Origin of the sequence: Microbacterium sp. K36, from assembly GCF_004794355.1 — a bacterium.
Classification (GTDB): Bacteria; Actinomycetota; Actinomycetes; order Actinomycetales; family Microbacteriaceae; genus Microbacterium; species Microbacterium paraoxydans_D.
In genome coordinates, this window is sequence record NZ_SSDN01000086.1 from 60215 (window position 1) to 73734 (window position 13520).

Consider the following 13520-nt stretch of genomic DNA (forward strand, 5'->3'; position numbering starts at 1 on the left):
GGGCTCCGCTCAGCCGGCCGGAGGGACGCACACGAGCGCGGCGTCCGTGGTGGCCTTGTGATACTGCTCGGCCGTGTAGGGCAGACCGAACTCCGGAGCCGTCTCACCGGATGCCGCGGGAGCCTTGGAGGCGATCGCGGCCAGCTCCCAGGAGAGCTGCTGGGCGAAGCGTGCCCCGCCGGTGGAATCGTTCAGCACGACGGCCACGGTGAAGCCGGTCGTCGGGTCCGAGTACGCCGCCGTCGCATAGCCGGGAGTCCAGCCATGCTGACCGATCATGGAGCCGACGATGTAGGCGCCACCGGTCGCCTGGTACCACGACGGCGCCTTGTCGTAGGCGGGCAGCGGCGCCCCGAAGCGGTCCGGCTCGTCCTTGGTGCGCAGCACCTGCTTGGCCTCGGCCTGCATGTACCGGCCGAGGTCGGTGATCGTCGACACCGCTCCCGAGTCGGTGAACCCGGTGCTGGAGGACATCGTCGTGATGTCGATGGGCGCTGCGCAGTTGAAGCCGCCCTCGACCGCTCCCATGTAGTGCCCGCTGAGCGACGACCCCTCCGACGGTGGTGCCGCGGCGGGCGACGGCAGCGAGGTGTCGGCGAGCTCCAGCGGCTCGGTGACGTACTCGGCGATCAGCTCGCGCGCACTCATCCCGGAGGCGCGCTCCAGCGCGAGGCCGAGGAGAAGGTAACCGGCGTCGGAGTCGCGGAACGTGGTCTGCGGAGCGATGCGCGCGCGGCCGAGACCGTAGCCCGCGAGCTCGAGGGGCGCCCAGACCCGCTCCGGGGTGTTCAGCCACGCGCTCTTGACCGTCGCCTCGGAGGAGCCGGCGCCGCTGGTGCCGTTGCACAGGTCGACGAGGGTGACGTCGGACATGTCGGCGACACCCGAGACGTACTCCGGTACCGTCGCGTCGAGCTCGACGGTGCCCTCATCCGCGAGCGCGTAGAGGACGTCGCAGGTCATCAGTCGCGTGATGTCCGCGATGCGGAAGGACATGTCGGTCGAGAGCTCGCCACCCTCCGCCTTGTCCTGCGTGCCCGTGGCGGCGACCCAGGTGCCGCTCCACGGAACCCAGACCCCGACGATCGCCCCGCTGGCACCGGAGGCCGCGAGAGCATTGTCGACCGCGCCCTGCAGCGCCGCGACCGTGTCGTCGGGAAGCGTGGCGTCGACCTGCGCGGGCGGCGTAAAGCTGAAGGAGCCCTCGGAGGAGCATCCGGTGAGGACGAGACCGAGAACGGCCGCCGTGGCCGCTGCGGCGCGCCACCGGCGCGACGAGAGAAGCTGCATGTGTGGGAACCCCCGAAGACGTGTCTCCTGAGTCTAGAACGCGGATGCTGAAAGTCGGCCCCGCGCGTCGTCGTAGGGTGTCCCTGTGCCCCATGATTTCGATGCCGACGTGATCACCGCCGTCCTCCGCCACATGAACGGCGACCACACCGACGACAACCTCCTCATCGCCCGCGCCTTCGCCGAACCGTCCGCCGAGGCGATCGACGCGTCCGTGATGACCGGCTTCGACGGAGAGCTCGGGGTCTGGGAGATCTCCCGGGGCGGGACGACGTCAGAGCTCCGTGTCCCCTGGCCCGGCGGCCCGATCACCGAGCGCCGCGAAGTGCGCCGCGAGATCGTGGCGCTGTACGACGCGGCCTGCGGGCGCCTGGGCGTCGAACCGCGGCCGCACGACTGAGTCGCCCCGCGGAGTTCGGGCTTCCATCGAAGGTTAGGCTGCCCTTACACTGAAGCCATGCCCGAGATCCTGTCCTTCTCCGCCGCCCTCCGCGAGCGCTCCTCCGGTTCGCATTCCCGCAGCGAGACGGCGGGCTTCATGTCCGATCTCCTCAAGGGCGAGGGGTCGCGCGAGGACTACGTCGCGCTCGTCGCGCAGCACTACTTCATCTACGACGCCCTCGAAGGGGCCGGCGAGCGCATGCGCCAGGACCCGGTGGCGTCGGTGTTCCTGAGCGACAAGCTCACGCGCCTGCCTGCACTCGAGGCCGACCTCGCCTTCCTCCTCGGGCCCGAGTGGCGCGAGCGGATCGCCCCGCTGCCCACCACACAGCGCTACGTCGACCGCATCCGTCAGGTCGGCGCGACCTGGGCGGGCGGCTTCGTGGCGCACCACTACACCCGCTACCTCGGCGACCTCTCCGGCGGCATCTTCATCGGTCGCGTGATGGCACGGCGGTTCGGCTTCGAGACGAACGGCATCGGCTTCTACCTCTTCGACGACATCGCCGACCCCTCCGCCTTCAAGGACGTCTACCGCGAGCAGCTCGACGCGGCTCCGTGGGACGAGGCCGAGCGCGAGCGCGTCATCGACGAGGTGCTCCTCGCGTACCGCTTCAACACCGAGCTCTTCGAAGACCTCGACCGCGCCCGCGCAGCCGCCTGACAGGGGAGGGGCGTCAGGTCCTCGGCAGCTCCGGCGTGGAGGCAGCGAGCCACGCGTCGCGCATGAACCGCCGCACGTCCTCATCCACGCGGATGTCGCTCGGCCGCAGCGGACGCGAGAGGTACAACCCGTCCAGCGAGGTGAGCCGGCTCAACGCGACGTAGGTCTGGCCTGGCGCGAACGCCCCGGAACCCAGGTCGATCACGGCCCGGTCGTAGGTCTTGCCCTGCGACTTGTGGATCGTCACAGCCCATGCGAGCCGCAGCGGGAACTGGGTGAACTCGGCGACGACATCGCGGGAGAGCTTCTTCGTGTTCGGGTCGTAGGCGTACCGGAACCGCTCCCACACGGCCGGCTCGACGTCGACCTCCTCGCCGTCGATCTCCACCCGGACGGTCCCGCCGAGGATGCGGGTCACCGTGCCGATGGTGCCGTTCACCCACCGCGGCGGCTCTCCGGTCATCGCGGTGTCGTTGCGCAGGAACATCACCTGCGCACCCACCTTGAGCTTCAGCTCGGACTCGGCCGGAAGAGACGCCTCCCCACGGCCGAAGTCGCCGTTGACCTCCGCGCGTGCCGTCTGCTCCTTGCCCGGAAGCGCCGCGAGATGCCGGCTGTTGATGCTGTTGACGATGTCGTTGCGGGTGGCGAGGGTGATCATCGGCACCTCGCCCGGCTCGGGGTCCGGAGGGGTGCGCGCGCCCTGGGCGTTGAGGATCCCGGCGATCTCCGCCGTCACCCGTCCGTAGCGGACGGCGTTGAGCATGGACTTGAAGCCGTCGTCCGACTGGCGGTGGATCTGCACGAGTTCCCGCACGTGCAGCTCGGCCCGGGTGTCCACCTCGAACAGCGCCCCCTGGGACCCCTGGGTTCCTGAGTCTGTCGAAGGGTCTGTCGAAGGGCCTGCCCACACCTTCGCGTCGAAGAACCAGAACGACCGGTAGTGATCCTTGACGTACCGTGCCTCGTCCCCGCGCGGCGGGACCGGAGCGAGCTGGTACGGGTCGCCGAACATGACGATCTGCACGCCGCCGAACGGCTCGCCCCGCCGCCCGCGCGCCTGGCGCAGCGACCGGTCGATGGCGTCCATGAGGTCGGCGTTGACCATGGAGATCTCGTCGATCACGAGAGTCTCGATGGCATTGAGGATGCGTCGCGTCGCGTCGTTCTGATCGATGTCGCCGTCCCCGATGAGCCCGATCGGGAGTCGGAACAGGGAGTGGATCGTCTGCCCCTCCACGTTCAGCGCTGCCACGCCGGTAGGGGCGCAGATCGCGATCTGCTTCTTCGTGTTCCAGGCGAAATGCTGCAGCAGCGTGGACTTGCCGGTGCCCGCGCGTCCGGTGATGAAGACGTGCTCCGCGGTGTCCTCGATGAGCCGGAACAGCTCCTGCTGCTCCTCGGACAGGGCGGGAAGGGACACGGTTCTCACAGGGCTGGTGGGGCGGACACGGGATGCTCCCCCATGCTACGTGCCCCGTCCGGCCCGGGTCCGCCGACGCTCGGCGTCCCCCCAGGACGCCCTCCTAGACTGACCGGCATGGAGCGGGCCGGGACGCGCGCGCCCCGGCGATCGCGCCTGGGCGCCGATCTGGCGATCCTCGGGCTCATCGGCATCCTCCTGTTGGCCGCGATCGGCGCAGGAGGTGCGACCCTCTACCGGCAGTTCTACGGCCCGTCGGCGTTCGTGGTCCGCTATCTCGATCTGCTCGCCGAGGGACGGGCCGCCGACGCCCTCCGCGTGCCCGGGGTCGCGATCGATCGGGAGACCCTCGATGAGGCGGGCATCGACCCCGCCGCGTCCGAGGCGATGCTGCGGCGCTCGGCCCTCGGTCCGCTCAGCGACGTCGAGGTCGAATCGGAGGAGCCCTCCGGCGACGGCACAGCGGTGACCGTCAGCTACCGCGCCGGCGGCCACTCCGGCACGAGCACCTTCCACGTCGCGCAGGACGGCTGGGCCGGCATCACGCCGAACTGGCGGTTCACGACCAGCCCCCTCGCCGTCGTCGAGCTCACGGTGCGCGGCGCCGACCAGTTCGCCGTGAACGGGTTCGAGGTCGACCGCCGCCAGATCTCCGCCGCCGGGGCCGCGGCGCAACCCCTCGAGCCTCTGCCGCTGCTGGTCTTCACCCCGGGGATCTACTCCGTCACGGTCGACACCGCGATCGCGGAATCCTCCGGCCACGGCGTGCTCGCCGACGAGCCGCTCGCCGTGACCCCTCTCGATGTACAGGCCGAGCCGACGGAGGAGTTCGTCGACGTGGTCCAGGAGCGGGTCGAGGAGTTCCTCACCGCGTGCACCACGCAGGAGGTCCTGCAGCCCACCGCGTGTCCGTTCGGCCTGCGTGTCGAGAACAGGATCGCTGCGCCACCGAAATGGTCCATCGCCCAGCAGCCGGAGATCATGGTCGCGCCGTCCGACGACGGCCACTGGCAGATCCCGCCCACCGCAGCCGTGGCGCATGTCGAGGTCGAGATCCAGTCTCTCTTCGACGGGTCTGTGGAGCCGGTCTCCGAAGACGTGCCCTTCCGGGTCAACGGCTCCATCGCCATCCTCCCGGACGGCTCGGCCTCGATCCGGGTCGGCTCCCCGGACGACCCGGTGCAGTGAGGCCGGGGGCGGATCAGCGGCGCTGGCGCTCCGCCGCGCGCTGATCCCGGGCGGCGAGGTCGGCGAGCCGCGCGTTGTACTCCTCCAGCTCGGCATCGCCGGTGCGATCGGCGTGCCGGTCTCGGCGCCGCTGGAGCTTGGTGTCGCTCCGGCTCCACTGGATCGCGACGGTGATCGCGAGGATGAGGGTCGGGATCTCTCCGATCGACCACGCGATGCCACCGCCCACGTACTGGTCGGTCATCGGGTCGGCACCCCAGTCGCGGCCCATCGCGCCGAACCAGTCGGCGACCATGAGCCCCTCCTGCATCATGATCGCCATGCCGAAGAACGCGTGCATGGCCATCACGGCGATGAGCGTGATGAGCCGGCCGGGGTACGGCAGGCGGTAGGGCACCGGGTCGGCACCGATCAGACTCATCACGAACAGGTACCCCGAGATCAGGAAGTGGGCGACCATCCACTCGTGCCCGAGGTGCTCGAACATCGACCAGCGCACGAGGTCGGTGAAGTAGAACGCCCAGAGCGAGAGGATGAAGATCGCCGCCGCCACGATCGGATGCGTGACGACCCGCGCGAACGGCGAGTGGACGGCCCACATGATCCATTCGCGCCCGCCGCGCGTGCCGTCGTCGCGTTTGTGGATGGCGCGCAGGGCGAGGGTGATCGGCGCCCCGGAGACGAGCAGCAGCGGGATCGCCATCGAGAGCATCATGTGCCCCAGCATGTGCACGCTGAAGAGGTACTCCTGGTACGCGTTGATGGGACCGCCGGTCACCCACACCAGCAGCAGCAGGCCGAGCACCCAGAACACCGTGCGGTGGATCGGCCAGCGGTCGCCGCGCAGCCGGAGTCGGCGCACACCCGCGAGATAGAAGAAGAGTCCGAAGCCCGCCGCGACGAGCCACAGCAGGTCGATGTCCCAGGCCGTGAACCAGCGCTCCAGCGTGAGCTCGGGCGGCAGCAGCGATCCTGTGAGGATCTGCGCCGGGGTCTGCGCGAACGCCGCGACCTCGCCGGTGGGCGGGGGCGTGCGCGCGAGCGCGGCCGCGGCACCGGAGGCGAGTCCCATCAGCGTCACCTCGCCGAGGACGAGCGCCCAGAACCACCGGGACGCGCGGTCCCCGCTCAGCTTCGGGATCAGACGCGTGCGGTACCAGGCGCCGAGCAGCCCCATTCCGACGAGCAGGATGGCCTTGACGACGACGATGAGTCCGTAGGGGGTGGTCCACACGGCCTCCCAGCTCCCGACGGCCACGATTGACCGGGTGAAGCCGGAGACCGCGACGACCGCGAAGGCGGCGATCGCGAGGGAGGAGTACCGGCGGACGAGCGTGGGCAGATCGAGGCCCTGCTGCCCACGGAGGAGCACGAGGAGGAGCAGTCCGCCCAGCCAGACGGCCGCGCCTATCGTGTGCAGCAGGATGGAGTTGACGGCCATGTTGTGTCCGTCGAGGTCGCCTGCGTGCCCCTGCGTCGCGAGCGGCAGGAACGACACCGCGGCAAGCAGCGCCGTCATCAATGTGGGCGTCCACGTGCGCCAGGCGAACGCGAGCACCGTGATGACCGCGCCTAGGATCGTCGTGATCAGCCAGGACTGCCCCAGCGGAAGCTCGAGCAGGAAGCGCCCGAGCTGCGAGCCGAACTCGCGCTCGATGCTGAGCTGCGGGTTGAAGGCGGCCATGAAGGAGAAGAAGCCGGCGAGACCCGCGGAGACGGTGAAGACGGCGGCGCCGACCGAGGCGATGTTCAGGGCCGTGTCGAACGTGCGCTCTCCCGCTCGCAGTCCGAACAAGGCCAGCACGAGCGATCCGAGCATGAGCGCGCCGGCGAGGTTCATCACGAGCTTCGCCAGCGGCGTGCCCCACAGCACCACGGGTCCGGGGTCCTGCAGCAGCGGCGGGTTCGCCCCTCCCCCGGCGAGCAGCGCCCAGACGAGGGCGACGCCGGCAGCGGCGAGGAGGATGACGATGCCGGCGAGACGGTACGCCGACGTCGAGCGCGGCGTCTCGGTGCGGGAACTCACCCCTCCAGCCTAGGCGCGCGCAGCAGGGAGGAAGCACGAAGGCCGCCCCCGAAGTGGGGGCGGCCTTCGAAAGGTGCGGTCTTACTTGACGGCAGCCTTGAGCTTGGAACCGGCGGTCACCTTGACGCGCTTGCCGGCCGGGATCTTGATCTCGGCGCCGGTCTGCGGGTTGCGGCCCGTGCGGGCGGCCGTGTCGACCTGCTCGAACGAGATCCAGCCCGGGATGGAGACCTTGCTGCCCTTGGCGACAGCGTCGGAGACCGTGGCGAACAGCGAGTCGAGGACACCGGAGACGGTGGCCTGGCTCTGGCCGGTGGCGGAAGCGATGCTCGCGACGAGCTCGGTCTTGGTGATGGACTTGTCAGCCATGTCATCCTCCAGCGACGAAGGACCGTCGCATCGTGTGTGGGTGCGAGGAGCGGGTGCTCCCCGTTGGTCGTGTGACCGCCTCGAATGTACCAACGGCCACCCGGATTTCCGCGTCATTTCGCGGGTTTCGACCTATTTCCCGGCGTGTCGCGTCACATTGGTCACTCGTGTCACAGGTTTTCGATGGCCCCCTGGCGGGTTCAGGCCCCCGCGCGGGATCAGGCGTTCCCCCGCTCACGCGCCTGATCCCGCGCGATCGCCTGCGTCGCCGGGCATGCAAAAAGGGCGAGGATCCAAGATCCTCGCCCTTTTCGCTAGTGCTTACCAGCTCGACTTGGTCACACCGGGCAGCTCGCCACGGTGCGCCATGTCACGGAAGCGGACACGTGAGATGCCGAACTTCGTGAGGACACCGCGGGGGCGGCCGTCGATGACGTCGCGCGAACGCACGCGAGCCGGCGACGCGTTGCGCGGCAGCTTCTGCAGGCCGACGCGGGCGGCCTCGCGGGCCTCGTCGGTGGCGTTCGGGTCGACCAGGGTCTTCTTCAGCTCGGCACGACGCTCGGCGTAGCGCTCGACGATGACCTTGCGCTGCTCGTTGCGCGCGATCTTGCTCTTCTTAGCCATGGATCAACGCTCCTCTCGGAATTCGACGTGCTGACGGATGACCGGGTCGTACTTCTTGAGCACGAGGCGGTCGGGGGTGTTGCGGCGGTTCTTCTTGGTCACGTACGTGTAACCCGTACCCGCCGTCGAACGCAGCTTGATGATCGGACGGACGTCCTGAGCCTTCTTGGCCATTAGAGCTTCACACCCTTCGCCTGGAGGTCCTTGACGACGTTCTCGATGCCGCGCACGTCGATCACCTTGATGCCCTTGGCGGACACGTTGAGCGTGATCTTACGACCGAGCGAGGGCACGAAATAGGTCTTCTTCTGCACGTTCGGGTCGAAGCGACGCTTCGTCCGGCGGTGCGAGTGCGAGACGTTGTGACCGAAGCCGGGAACAGCTCCGGTCACCTGGCACACTGCTGCCATGATGATGACTCCTTCATTACCGTGAGACCGGACGGCCTCACCCAAGATCCCTTGTCTGCACGCCGCCCCGCATGCCGATCTCTCGGCGGAAGAAGGGGGAGCACACGAACTGCGCACAGGAGCGTGCGCAGACGAAGAGTCAGTCTAGCACGGCCTCGGCCCGCCGTTCGAATCGCCTGAATGGCCCCATCTCAGCCGGAGAAGCCGCCATTCGCGCGACTCGAAGCGTCGGCGGCGCCCCGCCCCCACCGGAAGGCCGAGACTGTCGGGTCGCCGGGGATCCAGAAACGCCAGGGGAAGGCATCCGTCCCGGCAATGCCCGCCACCCCCACCCGCGGACCTTGGGCGACGTCCACCAAGGGAGAGCCGAGCCACAGCTCCGCCCTCGCGCCGTTCTGCTCGTCGCCCGTGATGGCGTCCAGGCCATCGTGCAGGGAGTGCCGCAGCCCCGCGGCCTGTCCGAGCCGTCCCGGTCCGCGCGCGAGGTCCCGGAGGGCGGTGCGGCCGAGCGGCGGGACCGCACGTCGTCGTCGGGCCGCCGCCTCCACGCCGGACACGATCTCCCCGGCACGCAGCAGCACGCCGTCGCCCTGCCCCTCGGGGCCGCAGGCCACGTTGACGCAGGAGTGGATGCCGTGGCTCAGGTACACGTACAGATGCCCGGGCTCGCCCCACATGGTCGCGTTCCGGGCCGTGCGCCCCATGCGGGCGTGCGACCCGGGGTCGGCCACCGCACCCGTACCCTGCCCGTGATACGCCTCGACCTCGGTGATGCGCACGCGCACCTCGACCGGGAGGCCGTCCTCGACGACGACGGTCCGCAGCTCCGCGCCGAGGAGGGCCGGCGCGACCTCGACGGCGGAGCTCATCACGTCATCACGGTTCGCGCGCCGCAGCGTCATGGGCTCCGTCACGTCAGAACCGCGGCGCCGTCTGGCACCAGGACGCATCGAAGCCGGTCAGCGCGACGATCTCGTCCCCGGTCTTCATGTCGATGAGGTGGGTCTCGAGCTTCTCCGGCAGCGGCAACAGCATGCCGTCGTACGGGTTGTCCGCCATGTCCGGCGCGATCGCCACAGCGGCGTACTGCCCGCTCGGCGATGCACAGGCCTGGAGGATCGAATCGGCGGCACTCACTTCGACGAGCGGCGTGGCGGCTCCGGAGTCGTCGACCCGGATCACGGCCTGCCCCACCGGGAGACCGCCCTCATCCCGGGCGACGACGTGGCGCAGGGTCCCCCCGGGAAACGGGGTGATGGAGGTGGCGGTGCCGTAATCCGGCTCGGACGCGGCGAGCGGCTCTTCGGATCCGTCCGCGAGGTCGAGCTCCACCACCGATCCGTCCAGTCGCTCGACGATCGCGGTGTACGTGCCGCGCGAGATGCCCTGGATCGTCGTCGCGAGCCCGAGGGACTGCACGCCCGTGTCGGCGGACTGATCGACGAGCGAGAGCGCCCCGTCGAAGTCGATGAACAGGACGGCGGCGCTGTCGGGCACGAACTGCCACACGAAGACGCTCACCTCCTTGTCGCCGACCTCGATGATGCGGGGTTCGTCGTCGCCGCTCAGCGACTGGGTGACGAGCACGCTCGCGCGCCCCTCCGTGTCGCTGAGCTCGCGATCGGAGTAGCTGTAGCCGACGAGGTTGCCGCGCTCGGACACCTGGATCGCGCCCACGTACCCCTCGCCGGGCAGCGGGAGCTCGCGCTGATCGGAGCCGTCCCTGTCCATCACGAGCAGCCGCGACTGGTCGTCGTCCTCGACAGCGGCCACGAGCTGCGTGGACGTGGCCCGGAAGTCGTCGATGCGCGGGTGGGAGAACACCGGCTGCGCGTTCTCGCCGCTCAGGTCGGTGCGGAAGATGATGTCGTCGCCGTCGGGGTCGCGGCGCAGGAGGAAGATCGACGACGCCGGCGTCTCGAAGGACGTCGTCAGGTCTGCGGCGGGGCCTCCTCCGGCGCCCGTCACCCCGGCGACGGTCACGGTATAGGTCGTGTCGTCGTCGAGGGGCACGGTGAAACGCACGCCCACCCCGCGGCCGGCGGCATCGACCGTGAACGGCACCGACGGCTCGACCGTGACCTGTTCGGGATCGATCGCGGAGAGCGGCTGATTCGCCGTGAGGATGACGCGGCTCCCTGACGACTCGATGGCCTGCGCGGCGTCGACCTGCACGTCGGTGACCCGGGGGCCCTGGAGCAGGCTCACGATTCCGAGGCCCGTGCCGACGAGCACGAGCACCCCGACGACGGCGCCGATCGTGACGAGGAACCGGCGCCGGGACCACGGGGCGCTCCGCGGCGCCTCGTCATCGGCGGGGAGGTCGGTGGTGGGCGTCCAGCCCGGCTCCGAGGCATCTTCGACGACGCCGTCTGCTCGGGAAGCGGACGTCGGGCCCGCGGGGGTGAACACCGGTTCGGGCGCCTGCGGGATCGCGGGGATGCCGGGAGCCGGCTCCTCCGGAGCACGTGTGGCGGCTCCGCGCTCCGCTGCCGCACGCTCGGCTGCTTCGCGCTCGGCTGCTTCGCGCTCGGCTGCTTCGCGCTCCGCTGCGGCTTCGCGCTCCGCTGCGGCTTCCCGGTCGACGGCTGCCTGCTCGGCGGCGACCTCCGCCGCCATGCGCTCCACGGCCGCTCGCTCCTCTGCGACCAGCTCCGCGTCGGCCTGTTCGGCTGCCGCGCGCTCCGCCGCGGTCTGCTCCTCCGCAGCGCGCTCCGCTGCCTCCCTGGCAGCACGCAGCTCGGCGCGGGTGCGTGGGACGTCGGGCGACTCCGGCCGCTCGTCGTCAGTACTCATACGGGTCCTTCGGCTCGTCGATCGCCACGACGTCGGTCGGCTCGATGTGCAGGGAGCCGTCTTCGTCCGCCCGCACCGTCCCGGTGACCTCGACCCACTGGCCCGTCTTGTACGCGTCGGCATCCACACTCACCGGCAGCGCCGCCGTCTGGGCGTCGATGACGCAATGGGTGATCACGAGGCGTGTGAGGTTGACGTCGTCCCCCTCGCCCGGCGTGACGAAGCCCTGCAACGTGACGTCGGCTCCGTCGTACGCCGTGGTGTTGGTCGCGGCGGCGAAGACGCTCGCCCAGTCGCCCACACCGAAGGTCGACGTGTCAGCGACCCCGAGGGCGACGGTGTCGGCGCCGGCGAACAGCGCGGTCTGCTCCCCGGCGCGGGACATCGCGAGCTCCACCGAGAGCGAGGCGGGCGGGAGGACGAGCGCGGAGACGACGACACCGGTCGCGACCACGCCGCCGGCCAGCGCACCGACACCCGCGAGACTCCGGCGCGACGGCCCGGAGGGGTGCGCGGTCTCGTCGGACGAGGGCGCCTCGGGCCCGGCGGAGCGCGAGGCCGCGGGGCCATGGTCGTGCCCGTGGTCCTCCTCGGCACCCAACGGCAGCATGCACGACCAGACGGCCCCGGCGAGCGTCACGACGGCGGCGGCGGATGCGAACCACACCGACTCCGGGCTGATGTAGAGGCTGAGACGGTCGGTCACCGCGAGGCCGAGGGTGACGACGGCGACGACCGAGGCGAGACCGATCCCCAGCCACCGGGTGGCAAGGGCGCGGGAGCGGGCGGAGAACTCAGGCAAGGACGTTCACCCCGATCCCGATCGCGAAGGCCGATGCCAGCACGACGGCGGTGATGCCGACGAGCGTCCTGGTGGTGAACGTCGTGCGCATCAGCGCGAGCATCTTGATGTCGACGAGAGGCCCGACGAGGAGGAACGCGACGAGCGCCCCCGAGGAGAAGGTGGACGCGAACGACAGCGCGAAGAAGGCGTCGACGTTGGAGCAGATCGCCACGACGATCGCGAGCAGCATCATCGCGATGATCGAGAGCACGGGGTTGGCGCCGATCGTGAGCAGGACGTCGCGCGGGATGAGCACCTGGACGGCCCCGGCGAGCGCGGAGCCGATCACGAGCGCCGGCATCACGGCCCGCAGCTCCACGAGGAACTGCGTGAGACTGCGGCGCACGGGGGTCCCCGGTTCGTGCGTGACGCGCTCGCACGTGTCGACGAAGCGCTGTGTGAGCAGCGACTCCGGCGAGGGGTGGCGGCTGTAGATCCACCCGATGAGGTTCGCGATGAGGTAGCCGCCGACGAGGCGGGCGACGAGGATGCCGCCGTCCCATCCGAAGGCGGCGTGCGTCGTGAGGATCACGATCGGGTTGACGATCGGCGCCGCGATGAGGAAGGTCAGCGCCTCCGCGGGGGCGAGTCCGCGCATCATGAGCCCGCGGGCGAACGGGACGTTTCCGCACTCGCAGACCGGGATGAGCATGCCGAGCAGGGAGAGCACGGCCCGGCGAGCCCACGCCCGTCGCGGGAGCCAGCGGTGGATGACGTCCGCCGGGAGCCAGACCTGCACGACGATCGACAGCAGCACGCCGAGCACGACGAACGGCAGCGCCTCGATGAGCACGCTGAGGGCGAGCGTCAGACCGTCCTGCGCTCGGGTGGGAAGCGAGGCGGGGAAGAGGGTGGGGAGGAAGGCGTCGATGAGGAACAGCGCCGCGACGATCACGGCGCCGATGCTGACAGCGATCCACGTCGAGCGCGGCGAGGGCGCTCGACGGTGCGTGTGGCCCGGACGGGTGGCCGTTCGTGCCGGGGCGGTCACGCTGTCGCAGCCCTCTCGGCGTCGCGCTTGTTGGCGCAGGGGGTGCAGAGCCCGAAGATGTCGACCACGTGGGCGGCTTCGGTGAAGCCGTGCAGAGCGGCCGTGCGATGAGCCCACTGCTCCACGTCCTTCGCCTCGATCTCGACCGTGAGGCCGCAGGATCGGCAGATGAGGTGGTGGTGGTGGCCCTGAGTGGTGCACGCGCGATAGAGCGCCTCCCCCTCAGGACTCTGCAGCGAGTCGGCGTCGCCCGCGGCCGCAAGCCCGGCGAGAGCGCGGTAGACCGTGGCCAGGCCGATCCCGGTGTTGTCGTCCCGGAGTGTCGCGTGGAGGCTCTGCGCGCTCACGAAACCGCGCGCGTCGGCGAGCGCTTCGCGCACGCGTTCGCGCTGCCAGGTGTTCCGCTGAGCCATGCCATCGATTCTAGGCCGGGACGGTTGGCGAGGGCTGG

15 protein-coding genes are annotated in these 13520 nt (G+C 70.2%); 3 read left to right on the top strand and 12 right to left on the bottom strand.

The features are described from left to right. Positions 1–9: 9 nt before the first annotated feature. Positions 10–1290 carry a serine hydrolase domain-containing protein gene (locus tag DW296_RS11150; protein WP_136052291.1) on the bottom strand — a complete coding sequence of 427 codons (1281 nt, stop codon included), beginning with the start codon at positions 1288–1290 and terminating at the stop codon, positions 10–12. 85 nt (positions 1291–1375) lie between these two features. On the opposite strand from DW296_RS11150, the gene DW296_RS11155 reads away from it, so the two are divergent. Then, positions 1376–1690 (top strand): DUF2470 domain-containing protein, encoded by a 315-nt coding sequence (locus DW296_RS11155; RefSeq protein ID WP_136052292.1) that lies wholly within the window; start codon positions 1376–1378, stop codon positions 1688–1690. A gap of 57 nt (positions 1691–1747) precedes the next feature. Next, on the top strand, positions 1748–2395 hold the full coding sequence (locus DW296_RS11160) for a biliverdin-producing heme oxygenase (RefSeq protein WP_136052293.1): 648 nt from the start codon (positions 1748–1750) through the stop codon (positions 2393–2395). A 13-nt stretch (positions 2396–2408) separates the two neighbouring features. Here the strand turns inward: DW296_RS11160 and DW296_RS11165 are convergent, their stop codons facing one another. Further along, positions 2409–3818, bottom strand: coding sequence for an ATP-dependent DNA helicase (locus DW296_RS11165; protein WP_168429024.1), 1410 nt, complete (start codon positions 3816–3818; stop codon positions 2409–2411). A 117-nt stretch (positions 3819–3935) separates the two neighbouring features. Here DW296_RS11165 and DW296_RS11170 point away from each other — a divergent pair, with 117 nt between their 5' ends. After that, positions 3936–5006, top strand: coding sequence for a hypothetical protein (locus DW296_RS11170; RefSeq protein WP_136052295.1), 1071 nt, complete (start codon positions 3936–3938; stop codon positions 5004–5006). Positions 5007–5019: 13 nt separating this feature from the next. On the opposite strand, the gene DW296_RS11175 is transcribed toward DW296_RS11170, so the two are convergent. From DW296_RS11175 to DW296_RS11220, 10 genes are all read right to left on the bottom strand, one after another. Then, positions 5020–7032, bottom strand: coding sequence for a cytochrome c oxidase assembly protein (locus tag DW296_RS11175; RefSeq protein WP_136052296.1), 2013 nt, complete (start codon positions 7030–7032; stop codon positions 5020–5022). 81 nt (positions 7033–7113) lie between these two features. Then, positions 7114–7401 (bottom strand): HU family DNA-binding protein, encoded by a 288-nt coding sequence (locus DW296_RS11180; protein WP_017203554.1) that lies wholly within the window; start codon positions 7399–7401, stop codon positions 7114–7116. A gap of 321 nt (positions 7402–7722) precedes the next feature. Further along, a complete protein-coding gene (rpsN, locus tag DW296_RS11185) occupies positions 7723–8028 on the bottom strand; it encodes a 30S ribosomal protein S14 (protein WP_017829734.1) in 306 nt (101 codons plus the stop codon). Between the two features lie 3 nt (positions 8029–8031). Then, positions 8032–8202, bottom strand: coding sequence for a 50S ribosomal protein L33 (gene rpmG, locus DW296_RS11190; RefSeq protein WP_017203558.1), 171 nt, complete (start codon positions 8200–8202; stop codon positions 8032–8034). Further along, positions 8202–8438: a 50S ribosomal protein L28 gene (gene rpmB, locus DW296_RS11195; RefSeq protein ID WP_017203559.1), complete on the bottom strand. Its 237-nt coding sequence runs from the start codon at positions 8436–8438 to the stop codon at positions 8202–8204. Before rpmB ends, rpmG begins: the two co-directional genes overlap by 1 nt. A gap of 191 nt (positions 8439–8629) precedes the next feature. Further along, positions 8630–9340 carry a DNA-3-methyladenine glycosylase gene (locus DW296_RS11200; RefSeq protein WP_136052348.1) on the bottom strand — a complete coding sequence of 237 codons (711 nt, stop codon included), beginning with the start codon at positions 9338–9340 and terminating at the stop codon, positions 8630–8632. A 13-nt stretch (positions 9341–9353) separates the two neighbouring features. Further along, positions 9354–11234 (bottom strand): hypothetical protein, encoded by a 1881-nt coding sequence (locus DW296_RS11205; protein ID WP_136052297.1) that lies wholly within the window; start codon positions 11232–11234, stop codon positions 9354–9356. Beyond that, a complete protein-coding gene (locus DW296_RS11210) occupies positions 11224–12036 on the bottom strand; it encodes a TIGR03943 family putative permease subunit (RefSeq protein WP_136052298.1) in 813 nt (270 codons plus the stop codon). Before DW296_RS11210 ends, DW296_RS11205 begins: the two co-directional genes overlap by 11 nt. Further along, entirely contained in the window at positions 12029–13069 is a 1041-nt protein-coding gene (locus DW296_RS11215) for a permease (RefSeq protein WP_136052299.1), read from the bottom strand. Before DW296_RS11215 ends, DW296_RS11210 begins: the two co-directional genes overlap by 8 nt. Continuing rightward, positions 13066–13482: a Fur family transcriptional regulator gene (locus DW296_RS11220; protein ID WP_025102734.1), complete on the bottom strand. Its 417-nt coding sequence runs from the start codon at positions 13480–13482 to the stop codon at positions 13066–13068. Before DW296_RS11220 ends, DW296_RS11215 begins: the two co-directional genes overlap by 4 nt. Between the last annotated feature and the right edge of the window lie 38 nt (positions 13483–13520).

Bases quoted from the DNA above. Each gene is read 5' to 3' on its own strand.
- rpmB (WP_017203559.1), bottom strand. From the start codon at position 8,438: ATGGCAGCAGTGTGCCAGGTGACCGGAGCTGTTCCCGGCTTCGGTCAC.
- DW296_RS11150 (WP_136052291.1), bottom strand. From the start codon at position 1,290: ATGCAGCTTCTCTCGTCGCGCCGGTGGCGCGCCGCAGCGGCCACGGCG.
- DW296_RS11200 (WP_136052348.1), bottom strand. From the start codon at position 9,340: ATGACGCTGCGGCGCGCGAACCGTGATGACGTGATGAGCTCCGCCGTC.
- DW296_RS11160 (WP_136052293.1), top strand. From the start codon at position 1,748: ATGCCCGAGATCCTGTCCTTCTCCGCCGCCCTCCGCGAGCGCTCCTCC.
- DW296_RS11205 (WP_136052297.1), bottom strand. From the start codon at position 11,234: ATGAGTACTGACGACGAGCGGCCGGAGTCGCCCGACGTCCCACGCACC.
- DW296_RS11220 (WP_025102734.1), bottom strand. From the start codon at position 13,482: ATGGCTCAGCGGAACACCTGGCAGCGCGAACGCGTGCGCGAAGCGCTC.
- DW296_RS11180 (WP_017203554.1), bottom strand. From the start codon at position 7,401: ATGGCTGACAAGTCCATCACCAAGACCGAGCTCGTCGCGAGCATCGCT.
- rpmG (WP_017203558.1), bottom strand. From the start codon at position 8,202: ATGGCCAAGAAGGCTCAGGACGTCCGTCCGATCATCAAGCTGCGTTCG.
- DW296_RS11170 (WP_136052295.1), top strand. From the start codon at position 3,936: ATGGAGCGGGCCGGGACGCGCGCGCCCCGGCGATCGCGCCTGGGCGCC.
- rpsN (WP_017829734.1), bottom strand. From the start codon at position 8,028: ATGGCTAAGAAGAGCAAGATCGCGCGCAACGAGCAGCGCAAGGTCATC.